This is a genomic window from Helicobacter salomonis (genome assembly GCF_900197775.1).
Lineage (GTDB): Bacteria > Campylobacterota > Campylobacteria > Campylobacterales > Helicobacteraceae > Helicobacter > Helicobacter salomonis.
In genome coordinates this window covers 1-14,938 of record NZ_FZMA01000011.1, presented here as the reverse complement: position 1 = coordinate 14,938, position 14,938 = coordinate 1, and the positions used below count along the sequence as shown (strand labels likewise).

Here is a 14,938-nt window from a genome sequence, read left to right as displayed (position 1 = left end):
TTTACGCGACTTGTAAGATTTGGATTGTCTGTCTTGGAATGTCTGGTATCATTTAGTATCTGTTTGTTAAGACATTTTATAATGGCGTATTATTTAATTCAAAATAATGAGGTGGTTCTCGTGCGCCAATGGTTACCTTATGTGCTTGTCATTGCGTTGTTGCATCTTGTGGGCTTGATACTCCTAGTCATGGCTAATCAACCTAGTTTTTACGCTCTTGCTACAGGGGCCTATGTGCTCGGGGCCAGGCATGCCTTTGATGCTGATCATATCGCTTGTATCGACAATACCGTGCGTAAACTTTCACAGCAGAAGCAGAATGCTATGGGTGTGGGTTTCTACTTTTCATTAGGGCATTCCAGTGTAGTGTTTTTGATGATCGTCGCCACTGCCTTTGCCGTGCATTGGGCTAATGAACACACCCCGATGTTCAAGGAAATCGGTGGGATTATCGGAACTTTAGTCTCTGGCTTGTTTTTGTTAATCGTGGGGATTTTGAATGCAGCGATTTTGGTAGACTTGTTGCGGATATTCAAACAAACCCGCGACAACGCACATTACAATCAGGAGCTATTGGAGGCTAAATTACAAGAGAGAGGTTTGATTGGACGCTTCTTTAAGCCTCTTTTCGCCTTTGTCTCTAAATCTTGGCATCTTTATCCCATCGGTTTTCTTTTTGGGTTGGGTTTTGACACGGCTAGTGAAATCGCGCTCATGGCATTGTCTGGGGCTGCGGTTAAAGTCAGTGTTTTGGGCATGCTCTCCTTACCCATTCTATTCGCCGCGGGGATGAGCTTGTTTGACACCTGTGATGGGATTTTTATGGTTAAGGCATACGATTGGGCTTTTAAAACCCCTTTACGCAAGATCTACTACAACATCACCATCACAAGTTTGGGGGTTATTGTGGCGTTGGTCATTGGCTTGGTGGAGCTTTTCCAGGTGCTGAGCGAAAAAATGCACTGGGAGTTTGGTGGCGTATTAGGCTATATTCAAAACTTGGATTTTGGAGATTTAGGCTACTATCTCGTGGGTATGTTCGTGTTAGTGTGGGCTATTTCGTATAGCGTTTGGAAATTTGGGCGCATTGAAGAGAAGTGGAGTAGGAATGCTGGAGCTTAGTCTGTGTAGAAAATACACAACTTAGTTGGTTTGCCAAACCGCATTAAGAAATAAGAATGGTTATCATGTTAGAATTTGTTGAACAAAAAAGTATGGAGATTCTAACATGCGTTCGTGGTTACCTTATGCTTTAGCAATTTTATTCTTACATCTACTGGTTTTGGTTTTATTAGTCCTAGCGGATAATCCGCTCTTTTATGGCACCGCACTCACGGCATATATTCTGGGCAGCAGACACGCCTTTGATGCCGATCATATCGCTTGTATTGACAATACCGTGCGTAAACTCACCCAGCAAAAGCAAGATGCAATGGGGGTGGGTTTTTACTTCTCTTTGGGGCATTCTAGCGTGGTGATTTTAGTAACGGTGGCTAGTGCCTTTGCCTTTCACTGGGCTAAACACCATGCCCCCATCTTGGAGGAAGTGGGCAGTGTGGTGGGTATGATGGTTTCAGGCTTGTTCTTGCTCTTGGTGGGTATTCTCAATGCCTCTATCTTGGCAGACCTCTTTAAGGTTTTAAAAGCTAGTCGCCAAAATAAATACACACAAGAAGCCCTAGAAACCATGTTGGATGAAAATGGTTTGATGAAACGCTTCTTTAGCTCTTTATTTGGCTTTATTTCTAAGAGTTGGCATGTCTTCCCTGTTGGTTTTCTCTTTGGTCTGGGTTTTGGAACGGCAAGCCAGATTGCCCTTTTGGCTTTGGCTGGCGTGGCGATTGAAACGAGCATTTTGGGAATGCTGGCCCTGCCCATCGCCTTTGCGGCCGGAATGACTTTGTTTGATACCTGCGATGGGATTTTTATGGTTAAGGCGTATGATTGGGCCTTCAAGACCCCTGTGCGTAAAATCTATTACAATATCACAATCACAAGTTTAGGTGTGATTGTTGCGCTAGGAATTGGCTCTATCCAACTCTTTCAAGTGCTTAGTGAACAAATGCACTGGGAGTTTGCAGGCATGCTAGGTTATATTCAAAACTTGGATTTTGAGCATTTAGGCTACTATATTGTTGGTGTTTTTGTCATCGTGTGGGCATTTTCCTATGGAATTTGGAAATTTGGGCGCATCGAGGAGAGATGGGGTATGCCTAGAGCATGATCTTGGAATCATTCCACCACGGGCATGATGATTGTCATAAAAGCATCTTTTCGGATCACAAAGGGCGTGTCCTGAGCATTGAGACAGAGCTCGAAAGTGGGGGTGGCGAGAGCATTGAGAGCATCGAGCAGGTAGCGTGCTTGGGCGTGGATTACAAAACCCTCTAGGGGGGTTTTGGCCTCTATGGAGGTAGAAGCAAAGCCGGAGCTTTCTGTTCTCGAGGATTCAAACTCAATTTTATCGGGATGGAAGATGATCTTGGTCACTGCTCCCAAGGCATGGGTAACATTAATTGCCTCCTTAAAATCTTGGGTCTTGAGATTGATTTGGTGTGCAAAACTGGCGGGGATAATGGCCTGATAGCTGGGATATTTCCCGCTGATGAGTTTGGAAAAAAGCACCATTGAGGCGTTCTTGAAAAAGAGCATGCTGGCTTCTTGTGAATCTTCAGATTTTTTAGGTTCGTAAAACATGTCAAAATCTCCCCTAAAGAGTTTAATGATCTCGAGCATGGCACGCTTGGGAAGGATAAATTCTGTGCGCGTATCTGTATTTAATTTTTCCACCTCCATCTGCACTAAAGAAAGCCGTCTAGTATCTGTGGCTACAAGTTCTAAACTTTCTTGAAGTGCCAAAAGGACACCTGTAAATTCGTACTTAGACGCATTCGTTGTGATCACTTGGGCAAGCTTTTTAAAGTGATCGCCCAAAGTAGTGTCGCTAAAATGCACATGGGGCAGGTGCGCATAGGCAGGGAATTCTGGAAAATATGCCTTGTCAAATAAAGGTAGCTTAAATTTAGAACGCTTGAAGCTTACATGTACAAAATCCTCCTGGCGCTCTAGCATCAAGTCGCCCGACTCTAATTTAGACACAATGTCTAGCAAGTGCCTTGCATTCAGGGTTGCACTACCTTCCTCTTGTGCGCTAACTTCTAAAGTTAAACACAAGCCCATTTCTAGATCATTGGCTTGCAACACTAGCACATCTTGCTGCGCCTCCATGCACACATGAGAAGCAATGTTGCTTGAATCCTTTTTATCAGTAAAGGCAATCAGGTCCTTGAGCGCGCTTTCTAGCTGGGTTTTGGCAATGACAAACTTCACAAATTTCCTTTAGACGATTTTAGGATAAGAGGCCTAAACCCCAAATCCAATATTTTTAGCGCCCTCAAAATTGCCTCGTCTTTCCTTGTTGATTTCGACGAGAAAGTCCTCTAGGGTAAAAGTGGGGTGTGGGTAGGTTGCAACTCTGTAGGCGGTGTTCTTGACAACCAAGGCAATCTGCCCTCCACTTAGAGCATACCTTGCAAGAGCATGAGCAAGAGTTTTGGGAGTATGTGGAGGAGCGTAGGGGGCATTTTGAGGCAGGTGTTGTTGCCATAGCTGCACGCGTTGCTCAAAGGTGGGAAGTTTGAATTCGATTTTATGGTTGAAACGGCGTGAAAAGGCAGTATCCAAATTTTCTAACAAATTAGTGGTGGCGATAAGCACCCCTTCAAATTTCTCAATCTGATGCAAAAAGATATTTTGCATTTGGTTGTGCATTTTATCTGCCCCACTGCCCGCTGTAGTGCGACTGCTTAAAAATTGATCGGCTTCGTCTAAGAAGAGGATGGGAGGATTTTTGCATTGCTTGGCAATCTTGTGGTAATCGTCAAAAATCTTGCGCACATTCTTCTCGGATTCACCCACATACATGGAGAGGATTTTAGAGCAATCAAAACACAACACTTCTTTTTTCAAGCTCTTGGCCAGGGCGAGCGCACTCATGGTTTTACCCGTGCCTGGAGGACCATAGAAGATGATCTTAGCCTGGATATGATGGCGCGCTCCACTTTTTACTCCCCATGCTTTGAGGCGTGCTTGTATCGCAGGCTCCATTTGTTTGCGTAGAATTTCTAAGGTTTCCCTAGTTTTTTGACTTAAAATAACCGCATCTAAACCTACTTTGGGTTCTAAGGCCTCGAAAATATCACTATCTTTGAGAATATGTTTGAGGGTGGCGTTGCCTTTGATGTGAGGGTTAGGTGCAGTGATAGCATTGATCACCCATTCTTGCAAAAAGTATTGGCGAATCATCCCTCGCTCAAAGGGATCAAGCAGTTCCTCAAAATCCATAATATGTTTCTTGATGAGGGTGCTCTGAGGGCCTAATAGAATAGCATTGCTCTGGCGTGCACTCCCATCTGCGCTGAGTAAATTTAGCAGGCTTTTAAAATCACAAGTATCTTCTTGTCTGCTGTAATCCTCTCCGTACTCATTCTTAAGTAGGGCAAAGAAGAGGGTCGTTTCCTGAGCACTCAAGGCATGTTTATGTAAAAATTTTTGGACGGACAGAGGGTTAGAGGTGAGCTCTGTGCGCGCCCTGATCTTGTGCTCTAAAAGTTGTAATTGTTGCTGAGTGTGCGTGCTAGCTTGGAGGGTTTTTTGTCGCTGGAGCTTACGTAGCAAGTCAATTTTTAAAAACCAGTCATTGAAGTAATCGAGATGATCTTCATAGGGAGTGGTATCTAAAAATGGGTGTGCGCTGTGCCCTTCTTGGGCGAGTTTGAAAAACGCAGAACTAAGGGTAATGCAACTATCCATTAATTCTAGGAGCAAGACTTCCGAGCGTTTAATGCGCTTTTCTTGGGAAATCCATTCGAGCTCTAAGAGATTTCTCACATGCTCAAGATAATTGAGAGCTTGGTAATCATGGGTTTGGAAAAGAGCCTCTAATAGAGGTAAGACTTCCACCTCCACATGGCCTTTGAGATATTCTTTGGCTAAATATTGCAGAATCAAGGCCTCTTCTACGCTACATTTGAGTGCGTAGAAAATGCGTGCCTGCTTGACATCGCTTGCCTCCAAAAAATCGATTAGGTATTGCATTAGGATTCGATCTGAGCTTTCTTGTCCCGTGTGCTCAAGACAATGGGAGTACCTAAAAACCCGAACTTTTGGCGCAACACATTCACGAGATAGCGTTTGTAACTAAAATGCAAGGCTTTGGGGCGATTCATCACTAGAGCAATTTGGGGTGGACAGGAAGCAAACTGAGTGCTGTAGTAAATGCGTACAATCTTGCCATGGTCGCTGGGCAGGGGATGCTTTTGAGTTGCCTCTGTAATGACCTGATTAAGTGTGCTGGTAGAAATGCGTTTAGAAAAATGTGCATACACCTCCAGGATTTTGTCTTTAATTTTTTCAATGTGTCGCTTGTCTAGCGCGCTGGCTGTAATCGTGGGCGCGTAGTGCAGAAATTTGAACTTATGCGTGAAATTCTCCATAATTGCCTCAAACTTGGCATGCTTAATGTCCCATTTATTAAACACAACTACCACACCCAAACGATGTTTATCTACCAAAGCGGCGATCTTCTCATCTAGCTCTACAAAGGGAGTGCTAGCGTCCAATACCAAGATGGCAATTTGGGATTGCTCGAGTACCTTCGTTGTGCGATCTAGGGCGTATTTCTCTAACCCCTGAATTTTGCTTCTTTGACGCAAACCCGCTGTATCCACGAAGCAAATTTCCTGCCCTTGGTAAGTAATACTCTGATCCACTGGGTCAATGGTTGTGCCCGCGATCTCTGAAACTAGGGCGCGTTCTTGTTGCACTAAAGCATTGAGTAGGGAGCTTTTTCCCACATTCACGCGTCCGATAATGCCCACTTGAATCGCAGGCGTGTGGAGGAGCATCTCTTGAGGAGTCTTTTGAAAATTTAGCGCAGTGATCACAGCCTCTATGAGGGTTTGAAGACCTCTATTGTGGCTAGCTGAAACACAAAACATTGCCTTCGCCCCAAAACTCGCAAAACCATAGGCCTCCATCTCCTCTTGATCATTATCTATTTTATTGACAATGAGAAAGCAATGCTGCACCTTTTGGCACATCTGGTGAAAATAATGCTTATCCTCATCTAAGGGCATTTGCTTTCCATCTACAACATAGAGCACGAGATCACATGTTTGGATTATCTCGAGGCTGTGTTTGGTGATCTGGGCTCCTAAAACATGTCCAGGATCGAGACCTCCAGTGTCTAAGAGTCGCACAAAATACCCTCCTAGAGAAACCACGGCCGGTTTAATATCTCTAGTTGTGCCTGCGACTGCGGAGGTGATGGCTCGTCTGCCCTTAGTTAGGCAATTAAATAGGGAGCTTTTCCCTACATTAGGGCGACCTACAAGAGCGATCACGGACATCCTAAGCCTGTATTGCTAGGTTTTGCTTTAAGCATGAAGTTTACTAAAACCCCTATAATTAAGACATAGTTACCTATTATATGCTTTAAAACTTAAGAAGGGTTTTTTGATGAGAAAAGTGTTTGGGGCACTCAATTCTGATAATCTTTATGGCGTTGTCGCGGTCTGTGTTGCTATCCTTCTAGGTTCTTTTGGATGCGCTCAACATCCCTACACCAACCAGCCTATTAGTTATAATTTCAATTACAAAGAAGATATCACCAATACGGTTAACCATAATCATGCTACACCATCCCCTAGTCCATCAGCTAGCACGACTACTACCAAACAAGTCATCAAGGTTAAGGGAGATAGTCCTAAAAAGGTTGTATTCTCCCAAGAGAACTATTATCCTTTAAAACAAAAAGATGTGGGTGTTATGGAATCCCATGGCAAACTTTTCTTGGAGATTTACTCCTTTAAATTGCAGAAATTCATGCAGGGGGAGACATTGTCTACTAAGAGGCAAACCCAAATCTTTTCTCTCAACGATTCGGCAACGCGAATCACTAATGTGGAGGGGCGAATTAATACCTATAAATACTCGCAAAAACCTGAGACAGAAGCCAGTATCAACACTTCTTACCAACGCTATGCGCTCAAGCCTAGAACGCCCACGCGCTTTCAAATCATCATTGATAAAATCCCCTATAAATTCAATGTTACCGGTTGTCGTGTGGTAGTTAGCAAACAACTCATCGATACTTTTGCACAGAGCAAGGAAATCACCATTAATCTGGACTTCAAACGAGAGTTGCGCAATAAAGCAAGTTTCGAACTCTTTTTAGAATGCCCTAGATAGTGGCGACCCCTGAAAGATTTGAACTTCCGTTTCCACCTTGAAAGAGTGGTATCCTTGGCCACTAGATGAAGGGGTCTTGCGGAGAGTGTTGTTTAAATGAGGTGGCGGAACGGACGGGACTTGAACCCGCGACCCCCTGCGTGACAGGCAGGTATTCTAACCAGCTGAACTACCGCTCCATGGTGGTCGCTATAAGACTCGAACTTATGACATCCACCTTGTAAGGGTGGCGCTCTACCAACTGAGCTAAGCGACCTGTGGTGACTCCTAGGGGATTTGAACCCCTGTAACCACCGTGAAAGGGTGGTATCCTAACCACTAGATGAAGGAGCCTGGTGACCCGTGCTGGATTCGAACCAGCGGCCCATTCCTTAAAAGGGAATTGCTCTACCTGCTGAGCTAACGGGTCATTTGCACGAAAGAGTAATATTACAATTTTTACAAGGCTTTGTCAAGACTAAATGTGCTAACATAACCCACATTAACTCTTTAAGGTCATTATATGGGTTTTGCGGATTTTCTAAAAAACTTAAAGAAGAACAGAGTGCAAGCATCTAAACAAGACATGCCAAGCCATTGGATTAAATGCCCCCAGTGCAATGCACTGATGTATTACAAAGAAGTGTTTGCCAAACATCATGTCTGCTTGAAATGCCATTACCACTTTCGCATGGGGGCTAACGATCGCATCGATTTTCTCTGCGATCCGGGGACTTTTGTCGAGTTTGATAAAGAACTTAAACCCGTCGATCCACTCAACTTCGTGGACAAAGAGAGTTATAAACAACGTGTGAAGAAATACCAGGCTAGAACGGGGCGGCCTAGCTCAGTGATTGGCGGAGAGGGGGAAATCAATGGAATCAGAATGCAGGTCGTGATCTTTGATTTTGCCTTTATGGGAGGCTCTTTGGGCTCTGTAGAGGGGGAGAAGATCGTGCGTGCCATTGATCGAGCGGTGAAAAAACAACAAGCTCTTTTGATCGTCTCAGCCAGCGGGGGGGCGCGCATGCAGGAATCCACTTATTCGCTCATGCAAATGGCCAAGACTAGTGCAGCCCTTAACAAACTCTCAGAGGCCAAATTGCCCTTTATTTCCCTGCTCACAGATCCAACCTTTGGAGGTGTGAGCGCGTCTTTTGCCTTTTTGGGCGATCTCATCATTGCCGAACCGGGCGCGATGATTGGCTTTGCAGGCGCGCGTGTGATCAAGCAGACTATCGGAACGGAGTTGCCTCCAGGTTTCCAGAGTGCGGAATTTTTATTAGAGCATGGCTTGATTGATATGATTATCCAGCGTAAAGACCTTAAAAAGAGTATCAGTGACCTGGTAGGCATGCTCACGCACACATGACCTATTGTATTTACGCCATCGCTAAACCTAATCCTCAACTTATCCCCCTTGTCCAGCACTACCAGCGCCAGTGCCAGCAATTTAATGCGACTTTGCAAGTGGTGGATATCCCTCCTAAGGGGGCAAATCAAGTCAGCTACACCAAAGCCCTAAGCCCCTATCTCAAGCCACGCACACTCGCTCTAGCACTGCACCCCAGTGGCGTTAGTTATACCAGTGAGAGTTTTAGCCAATTTTTAGCTGCGCATGCCCGTGTGCATTTTTTCATTGGAGGCGCTTTGGGATTTGAGAAGGCCTTTCTAGATCAATGCAGCACTCTTTCCTTGAGTGCACTCACATTCAGCCACGAAATCGCTAAATTAGTGCTATGTGAACAAATCTTCAGAGCACTAAGTCTTTTACACCACCACCCCTACCACAAATAGAGCTATTAGCTACTTTAGGCTATAATGCGCGTTTTGGAGGAAGCTTATGAAACTGCGTTATTATACGGCTTTTACGCTGTTGTTTATCATTGTATTGGGTTGGTATGTACATGGCATCGCTCCGGGTTATTTTTCCATTTCTATCTCTACAAGCACTTTAGATTTGCCCATTGCTCTTTGGGCTGTGGGGATTGTGTTGCTCTTCTTTGGGTTTACATTGCTCTTTGTGCTCTATGGCAATGTTACAGGCTTATTCTCTCGCTACCATGAGCGGCGCGATCTAGATAAACTCGTGCAACAGATCATAGAGCAGGATATCAAAAATACTTTCACCAAATCTCATTACCATAACCCTACTTTTTCTACCCTCTCTAAGGTTCTTAGTCGTTTTAATCTCCATGCCGATCCAAGCAGCCCTGAAAGCGGGTATGAGAAAATCGATCGTCTTTTTACCTATTACCAAGACATCAATGAGGATCGCGCCGTAGATTTGCACAAGTACGATTTTGCCCCTCAGAATCCCTTTTATCTCCACAATCTGCGTAACCAAGTTCACCAAGACCTCAAATACGCGCAGGATTTTCTCAAGCGTGAGGACCTAAATCCAGAGATCAGGCGCGCCGCACTCATCGCTATCATGGAGCGTGGATCGAGCAAAGACTTAGCTAAGGCACTTAAAGGGGCTCAAAAACTCTTAGACAAAGATGTTTTGGATCGTCTCCTTGATACTTACTGGCAAGGTAAAACTATACTAGAGCAAGAAGAAATGGTGCGTTTGTGCACTCTGGTGGGCTATGAGGGGCGAGACTATTTGCGTTTGGCCAAGCAATCCAAGGCTTTCCTTGCTCCAGATGCACGCTTTAAATTTTTCGAAGCTCTAGCAGCCAAGGACGAGCACGCTGAGAAGAGCTTTCTCTATGTTATGCTCGATTTGGAGATGATTGATCAGGCCAGAGAACGCTTGAATAGCCACCCTAAGGACGAGTTTATGGCGATCAACGCCTACTTAGAGCTCAAAACCCTAGATAAAACCTACCCCCTAGAAGTTTTCTTTGGAACCCCTAGTGCACGCTTGCACTAGAAATACCCACACCACTCTGTGCACGAAAATCCTGGGCTTTAAAGCCAGCCTTATCCACTTGCGCGCGTGCGCTGCGATCGAGCTTGGAAATCAAGATAATTAGGATAAAAGTCAAGGGCATGGAAAAAATAGCTGGGTGATCATAGGGGAAAATGGCTTGCGCATGGCCGAAACTTTTTACCCAGATGCTAGGGCTGAGTAAAACCATGGTAACCACCGCTAGCCAACCAATCAAGCCACCCCAGAAAGCTCCCTTTGTAGTCAGGTTTTTCCAATAGATACTTAAAAAGAGAATGGGAAAATTGACACTGGCAGCAATACCAAAGGCAAGCCCAACCATAAAGGCGACATTTTGGTTCTCAAACACGAGCCCCAAGATAATGGCTAGCACGCCCAATGAAATAGTGGCACCTTTGGTAACCTTTATTTCCAATTTGGGATCGCACACTCCCCCCTTGTAGACATTGACGAACAAGTCATGACTAATCGCCCCAGCCCCTGAAATTGCTAATCCAGAGACAACGGCCAAAATGGTCGCAAATGCTACGGCGCTAATAAAGCCCAAGAACACATCCCCTCCTACCACTCCTGCTAAATTGATGGCCACCATGTTTTTCACCCCATTATAAGTGCCATCTGAGTTGACAAAGTCAGGGTGTGCGTAGAGCAATGCAATGGCACCAAATCCAATAATGAAGGTCAAAATATAAAAGTAACCAATGAAACCAGTCGCGTAAAAGACGGATTTACGCGCTTCTTTGGCATCTTTAACTGTGAAAAAGCGCATCAAAATATGGGGCAAACCCGCTGTCCCAAACATGAGCGCAAGTCCCAAGGATACCGCTGCAGTTGTGTTGGGTAAAAAAGTGCCCGGAGCCATGATGGCCTCACCCTTTGGGTGGTGTTTGATGGCTTGGGCAAAGTAATAGCTGAGATCAAACTTGGTGAGATACAAAATCATCACAGCCATAAAGCTGGCTCCCAACAAAAGTAGAATTGCCTTGATAATCTGGACCCATGTCGTGGCGTGCATGCCCCCAAAAGCGACATAACAGATCATCAAAATACCAACTAATATTACTGCTAGAGAATAGGGAAGTCCAAACAGCAATTGAATGAGCTGCCCTGCTCCTACCATTTGCGCAATTAAATAGAAAATCACAACACTTAAAGCACTGATGGCAGAGAGAAGCCTGATGGGTTTAGATTCTAGTCGATAGGCCGTGATGTCTGCAAAGGTAAATTTACCAAGATTGCGGAATTTTTCAGCAATCAAGAATAGAATAATGGGCCATCCAACTAAAAATCCTACAGAGTAAATCAGTCCATCAAAGCCATTGGTAAACACCAAAGCTGTGATACCCAAAAAGCTCGCCGCACTCATATAATCTCCAGCGATAGCGACTCCGTTTTGCAAACCTGTGATATTCCCCCCTGCAGTATAAAAACCGCTGGCACTCTGGCTTTTCTTACTAGAGTAATAGGTGATGAAAAGAGTGCTTAACACGAAGAGAGCAAACATGGAAACAGCTGTCGGGTTGAATGCCTGTTTGTTCACTTGCATGTCTGAAAAACCCGCACCTCCAAGAACACCTGCGCCACATAACCCAATGAATATGAATAAGAATTTAAATTTGGCCATGCTGCATGCCCTCCAATGCGCCATTCTGTTTGAGCTGATCGAGAATTTCCGCCTGCCTACGATCAAAGTATTCATTTGCCAAAAAGGTGTAGAGTCCTGTCAACGCAATACATAGCAGAATCAGAAAAACTCCAGCCATGATGCCCAGTGTAATGGCACTAGGCCCTAGACGATAGGCTAAGACTTCAGGAAAAAGTCCAATCCCCAATACAAATGCGTAGTAACACACAAAAACCCCGACAGCGAGCCACCAACTGACCTTAGTTCGCATGGTTACGAACGCCTTCCACGACCGCACACATTCTTGAGACATTTTTTGCATGCATTCTCCTTTCGATATTGCTTAAGAGAAGTGTTGCACAGATTAACTAAAATACTGAGTGTCTTCAGCCTTCACATTCTTCCTATTGAGATGTGATTGTGATATTTAGTAACGATAAAAACTATCTGCCCGGGCATTACAGCCCGCAAGTTTTAAGTGTCACACAGAGCTCCGCACAAACCTAATTAAGGATGTGTAAAATCGATACGCGAGATGTAGCCACAAAACAGGTATAAAATCATTCTCTTAGGATATAAAACCTGAAGAAAAGGCTATACGCTGTAACTAGACTACAAGGATACTATGTGGCGTTCATTACAATTGCTAAAAAGGGGTGGGTTTTTTGCTTGAAAGAAAACAACAACAAGGGTCACCACATGCGCCCATCTATAACCCTCATTTGGCTCTGCTTACTTTCCATGCTTTGGGCTAACCCCTCAGATTTTGACACCAAAGCCACCAAACGGGTGTATTTGCATTTTGTCCCCTCTTCCAAACCAAAGGCTGTGTTTATGATCTTAAAGCAGGTGCCCTTACACTCCACCTCTTTTAATGTGCTGTTAGCGCAGAATGTGCAGACCCAAGAGCAAGAAGTGTCTTTATGGGATCCCAAAAGTAGTTTAATGTTAGCTGCCAACGGAGGGCTGGTTTTGCCCGATCCAAGAGATTACAAGCAAATCCTAGAGTTGCGTCAGCAAGCAGCAAAGCATAATGCCCCCTTGCAAAAGGAGCGTTTTATCAGCACGCATGCTAAGGATTTTAAAGCATTTATTAAGGCACTGCCCCCAAAAAACATTATGACCCTAGAATCCCCATCTAAACACCCCTCTAAAGAGGTCTATTACATCGCCCAAGGAGCTTTGCCTAAAGAGGTTGTGGCTAAACTGGAAAAGCTCGCTAAAGAGGCAAGGGTGCATGTGGTGTTATTAGGAGAATACCCTATTGAAAGTATGGAGAATACTCTCTTCTTGGGGGCAGCTCTTTGCTTACAATATTTCCAACAAAACTTACAACACCTTAGCACCATAGCGCGTTTGCAACAATGCACGCGTTTAGACCCTGATGCGTTGGATACTGATGCGTTAGAATATAAATTCAAGGCGCGCATCACCCAGAACATCAAGTTAACCCTAAGATTTGGGCTTGCTAAAAATCGCGTTACAGATTCAGATGATCTGGCTTTCTTCTTGCCCCTCTTTTACACACTCCCTAAAAAGGATTAACCATGCGTTTGTTAATGTTATTATGCCTTTGTATGGGTAGTTTGCTTGCTGGTGGGCTTACCAGTGAGGATAATTTACAAGCGTTGTCTAAGTTTTTAGGTGCTAATCCCCTTGAAAAAGAGCGCACGAGTTTAAATGCTAAGTTTGATGTGGTGGTTGCCGTGCGCTCTAAAGTATATGACAAATTGTATGTCTTTGTAGTGAGTAAAGATAACAGCCAAGCTTACAGGGCTCAAGATTTCTTAGAGCGCGCCACGCCCCAAGAGAAAACCTATATCCAGCAGAGAATACAAGAGGCGCGCGCCTATGAGAACACGCCCCCTAAGATTAGGGATATGTTAAACAATAAGGTGCCTGAAGGGGATGATGAGGGAGAAGAAACCGACCCTAGAGACATCGCCCTTTTATCTCTAAAACCCTTAGAAGGGACAGATTTTAACATCGCCCAGATCAAGGATTATAGCCAAGCACATCAAGGCGCATTCTATGGTTGGGGTGTGCGCACCACCACTTATAGCACATGGATTTTAGACAAGGGCAACACTTTGGCTATTGAACTCACTAACCCTTCTGGTGGATTTAAGCAAGCCCGCCAAATGATTAGGCAGAGCATGCAAGAGATGCAAAAGGCTAATGATGCCTACTACCACCGCGATTTTAACGCCCTTTTTGATCTCATTCCTACCTCTCAAATCGTTACGATCCTCTCTCAAAACCCCCAAGCTAAAGACCTCTATATTGTCTTACCCAGTGTGGCTGATAGTAATATGGAGATTTTCGCTCAAAGCCAGCGCATTGTGGAGGATTTTCCCCAAATGCTTAAAAAGGCAAATCTGCATATCATCCTCACGGATGAGCGAAACACCGATAACAATGGCGATATCCAAACCTTTAACCACCAAGTCCGTTGCCGCCAAAACAACGCCACTAAAATTGCCTTGTTCCAAAATTATTTTGCCATTAAGGGCACTTATTATGTCAATCTTGATTGCTCCAGCCCCAAAGAGAAGCACCCAGAACACAAATGGGCTAATTGGCAAGATGCCTTTTTTGGCATGGGAGCTTGTGGTAATAGAGTGGTGGATTACCACCCTGTGCCTTTTATTTATGAATACAAAAGAGAGGATTGAGGATTGAAAGATTGCGTTTTTACCCCTTGATATAAGGCTAGCACCAACATAGCTGTGCTAATATTTGTGCAATCAAGGGGTAATACCCTTGGGGTTGGGGCATCAACCTTTGGAATAGGGAATGTAAGACTCCAAATGGAGCTGTCCCGCTTGAAGCCGCGATCTCCACTAAAGCTAGAATCCTCTAACTTTAGTTATGGGAGAGTATGTCAACTCTAGAGCACAACAAAACTCTGCCCCCATATCACACAAATAGCACTCCCATGAGTAGCGTATATCAGTGCTTTTTTTGTGATCTTTCTACACCCCTAAGTCCTTTTGTAGGCAAACCCAAGACCTTAGCCATTAAAAGAAATAATCTGGGTGATCATTTCCTGTGCCTTGTATGTGAAAAAGAGGACGAGCCGGCGAAAGTAGACAAACAGACACAAAAGAAGCTTAGGGTCTTTGCACCGCACTTGAAGCCATCTGCAAGCCATGGGAAGAAAGTCGCAGGGTTGTGGCTTAAAACTT

General features: G+C 44.5%; 13 protein-coding genes and 5 tRNA genes. 8 read left to right on the top strand and 10 right to left on the bottom strand.

Going from position 1 to position 14,938, the window contains the following annotated elements; genetic code table 11:
* Positions 1 to 120: 120 nt before the first annotated feature.
* Both C6H04_RS02595 and C6H04_RS02590 read left to right on the top strand, forming a co-directional pair.
* Positions 121 to 1,122: a HoxN/HupN/NixA family nickel/cobalt transporter gene (locus C6H04_RS02595; protein WP_104732247.1), complete on the top strand. Its 1,002-nt coding sequence runs from the start codon at positions 121 to 123 to the stop codon at positions 1,120 to 1,122.
* Positions 1,123 to 1,228: 106 nt separating this feature from the next.
* Entirely contained in the window at positions 1,229 to 2,224 is a 996-nt protein-coding gene (locus C6H04_RS02590) for a HoxN/HupN/NixA family nickel/cobalt transporter (protein ID WP_104696268.1), read from the top strand.
* Positions 2,225 to 2,232: 8 nt separating this feature from the next.
* On the opposite strand, the gene dnaN is transcribed toward C6H04_RS02590, so the two are convergent.
* The 3 genes from dnaN to der are packed head-to-tail and all read right to left on the bottom strand — an operon-like array spanning position 2,233 to position 6,410.
* Positions 2,233 to 3,330 (bottom strand): DNA polymerase III subunit beta, encoded by a 1,098-nt coding sequence (gene dnaN / locus C6H04_RS02585; protein ID WP_104696269.1) that lies wholly within the window; start codon positions 3,328 to 3,330, stop codon positions 2,233 to 2,235.
* A gap of 33 nt (positions 3,331 to 3,363) precedes the next feature.
* On the bottom strand, positions 3,364 to 5,097 hold the full coding sequence (locus C6H04_RS02580) for an ATP-binding protein (protein WP_104732244.1): 1,734 nt from the start codon (positions 5,095 to 5,097) through the stop codon (positions 3,364 to 3,366).
* Positions 5,097 to 6,410 carry a ribosome biogenesis GTPase Der gene (gene der / locus C6H04_RS02575; RefSeq protein WP_104696271.1) on the bottom strand — a complete coding sequence of 438 codons (1,314 nt, stop codon included), beginning with the start codon at positions 6,408 to 6,410 and terminating at the stop codon, positions 5,097 to 5,099. Before der ends, C6H04_RS02580 begins: the two co-directional genes overlap by 1 nt.
* A gap of 109 nt (positions 6,411 to 6,519) precedes the next feature.
* On the opposite strand from der, the gene C6H04_RS02570 reads away from it, so the two are divergent.
* Positions 6,520 to 7,251, top strand: a complete 732-nt coding sequence (locus tag C6H04_RS02570) for a cell surface protein (RefSeq protein WP_233709821.1) — start codon at positions 6,520 to 6,522, stop codon at positions 7,249 to 7,251.
* On the opposite strand, the gene C6H04_RS02565 is transcribed toward C6H04_RS02570, so the two are convergent.
* The 5 genes from C6H04_RS02565 to C6H04_RS02545 form a co-directional block, all read right to left on the bottom strand.
* Positions 7,252 to 7,327 (bottom strand) — tRNA-Glu (locus C6H04_RS02565).
* Positions 7,328 to 7,353: 26 nt separating this feature from the next.
* Positions 7,354 to 7,430 (bottom strand) — tRNA-Asp (locus tag C6H04_RS02560).
* Between the two features lies 1 nt (position 7,431).
* Positions 7,432 to 7,507 (bottom strand) — tRNA-Val (locus C6H04_RS02555).
* Between the two features lie 2 nt (positions 7,508 to 7,509).
* Positions 7,510 to 7,584, bottom strand: a tRNA-Glu gene (locus C6H04_RS02550).
* Positions 7,585 to 7,660 (bottom strand) — tRNA-Lys (locus tag C6H04_RS02545). It lies immediately after the preceding tRNA gene.
* 93 nt (positions 7,661 to 7,753) lie between these two features.
* Between C6H04_RS02545 and accD the strand changes: the two genes are divergently transcribed.
* Genes accD through C6H04_RS02530 form a run of 3 tightly spaced genes read left to right on the top strand, consistent with a single transcriptional unit; the run spans position 7,754 to position 10,108 of the window.
* Complete coding sequence (gene accD, locus C6H04_RS02540; protein ID WP_104732243.1) at positions 7,754 to 8,602, top strand: acetyl-CoA carboxylase, carboxyltransferase subunit beta; 849 nt, start codon at positions 7,754 to 7,756, stop codon at positions 8,600 to 8,602.
* A complete protein-coding gene (locus tag C6H04_RS02535; RefSeq protein WP_104732242.1) occupies positions 8,599 to 9,027 on the top strand; it encodes a 23S rRNA (pseudouridine(1915)-N(3))-methyltransferase RlmH in 429 nt (142 codons plus the stop codon). Before accD ends, C6H04_RS02535 begins: the two co-directional genes overlap by 4 nt.
* 46 nt (positions 9,028 to 9,073) lie before the next feature.
* On the top strand, positions 9,074 to 10,108 hold the full coding sequence (locus C6H04_RS02530; protein ID WP_104732241.1) for a hypothetical protein: 1,035 nt from the start codon (positions 9,074 to 9,076) through the stop codon (positions 10,106 to 10,108).
* Here C6H04_RS02530 and C6H04_RS02525 read toward each other — a convergent pair.
* Together C6H04_RS02525 and C6H04_RS02520 are read right to left on the bottom strand one after the other, a co-directional pair.
* Positions 10,089 to 11,672: a cation acetate symporter gene (locus C6H04_RS02525; protein WP_233709822.1), complete on the bottom strand. Its 1,584-nt coding sequence runs from the start codon at positions 11,670 to 11,672 to the stop codon at positions 10,089 to 10,091. The genes C6H04_RS02530 and C6H04_RS02525 overlap by 20 nt on opposite strands.
* Before the next feature lie 64 nt (positions 11,673 to 11,736).
* Positions 11,737 to 12,072, bottom strand: coding sequence for a DUF485 domain-containing protein (locus C6H04_RS02520; RefSeq protein ID WP_104696276.1), 336 nt, complete (start codon positions 12,070 to 12,072; stop codon positions 11,737 to 11,739).
* A 377-nt stretch (positions 12,073 to 12,449) separates the two neighbouring features.
* Between C6H04_RS02520 and C6H04_RS02515 the strand changes: the two genes are divergently transcribed.
* Both C6H04_RS02515 and C6H04_RS02510 read left to right on the top strand, forming a co-directional pair.
* On the top strand, positions 12,450 to 13,295 hold the full coding sequence (locus C6H04_RS02515) for a hypothetical protein (protein WP_233711478.1): 846 nt from the start codon (positions 12,450 to 12,452) through the stop codon (positions 13,293 to 13,295).
* A gap of 2 nt (positions 13,296 to 13,297) precedes the next feature.
* Complete coding sequence (locus tag C6H04_RS02510; protein WP_104732240.1) at positions 13,298 to 14,425, top strand: hypothetical protein; 1,128 nt, start codon at positions 13,298 to 13,300, stop codon at positions 14,423 to 14,425.
* Positions 14,426 to 14,938: the final 513 nt, after the last annotated feature.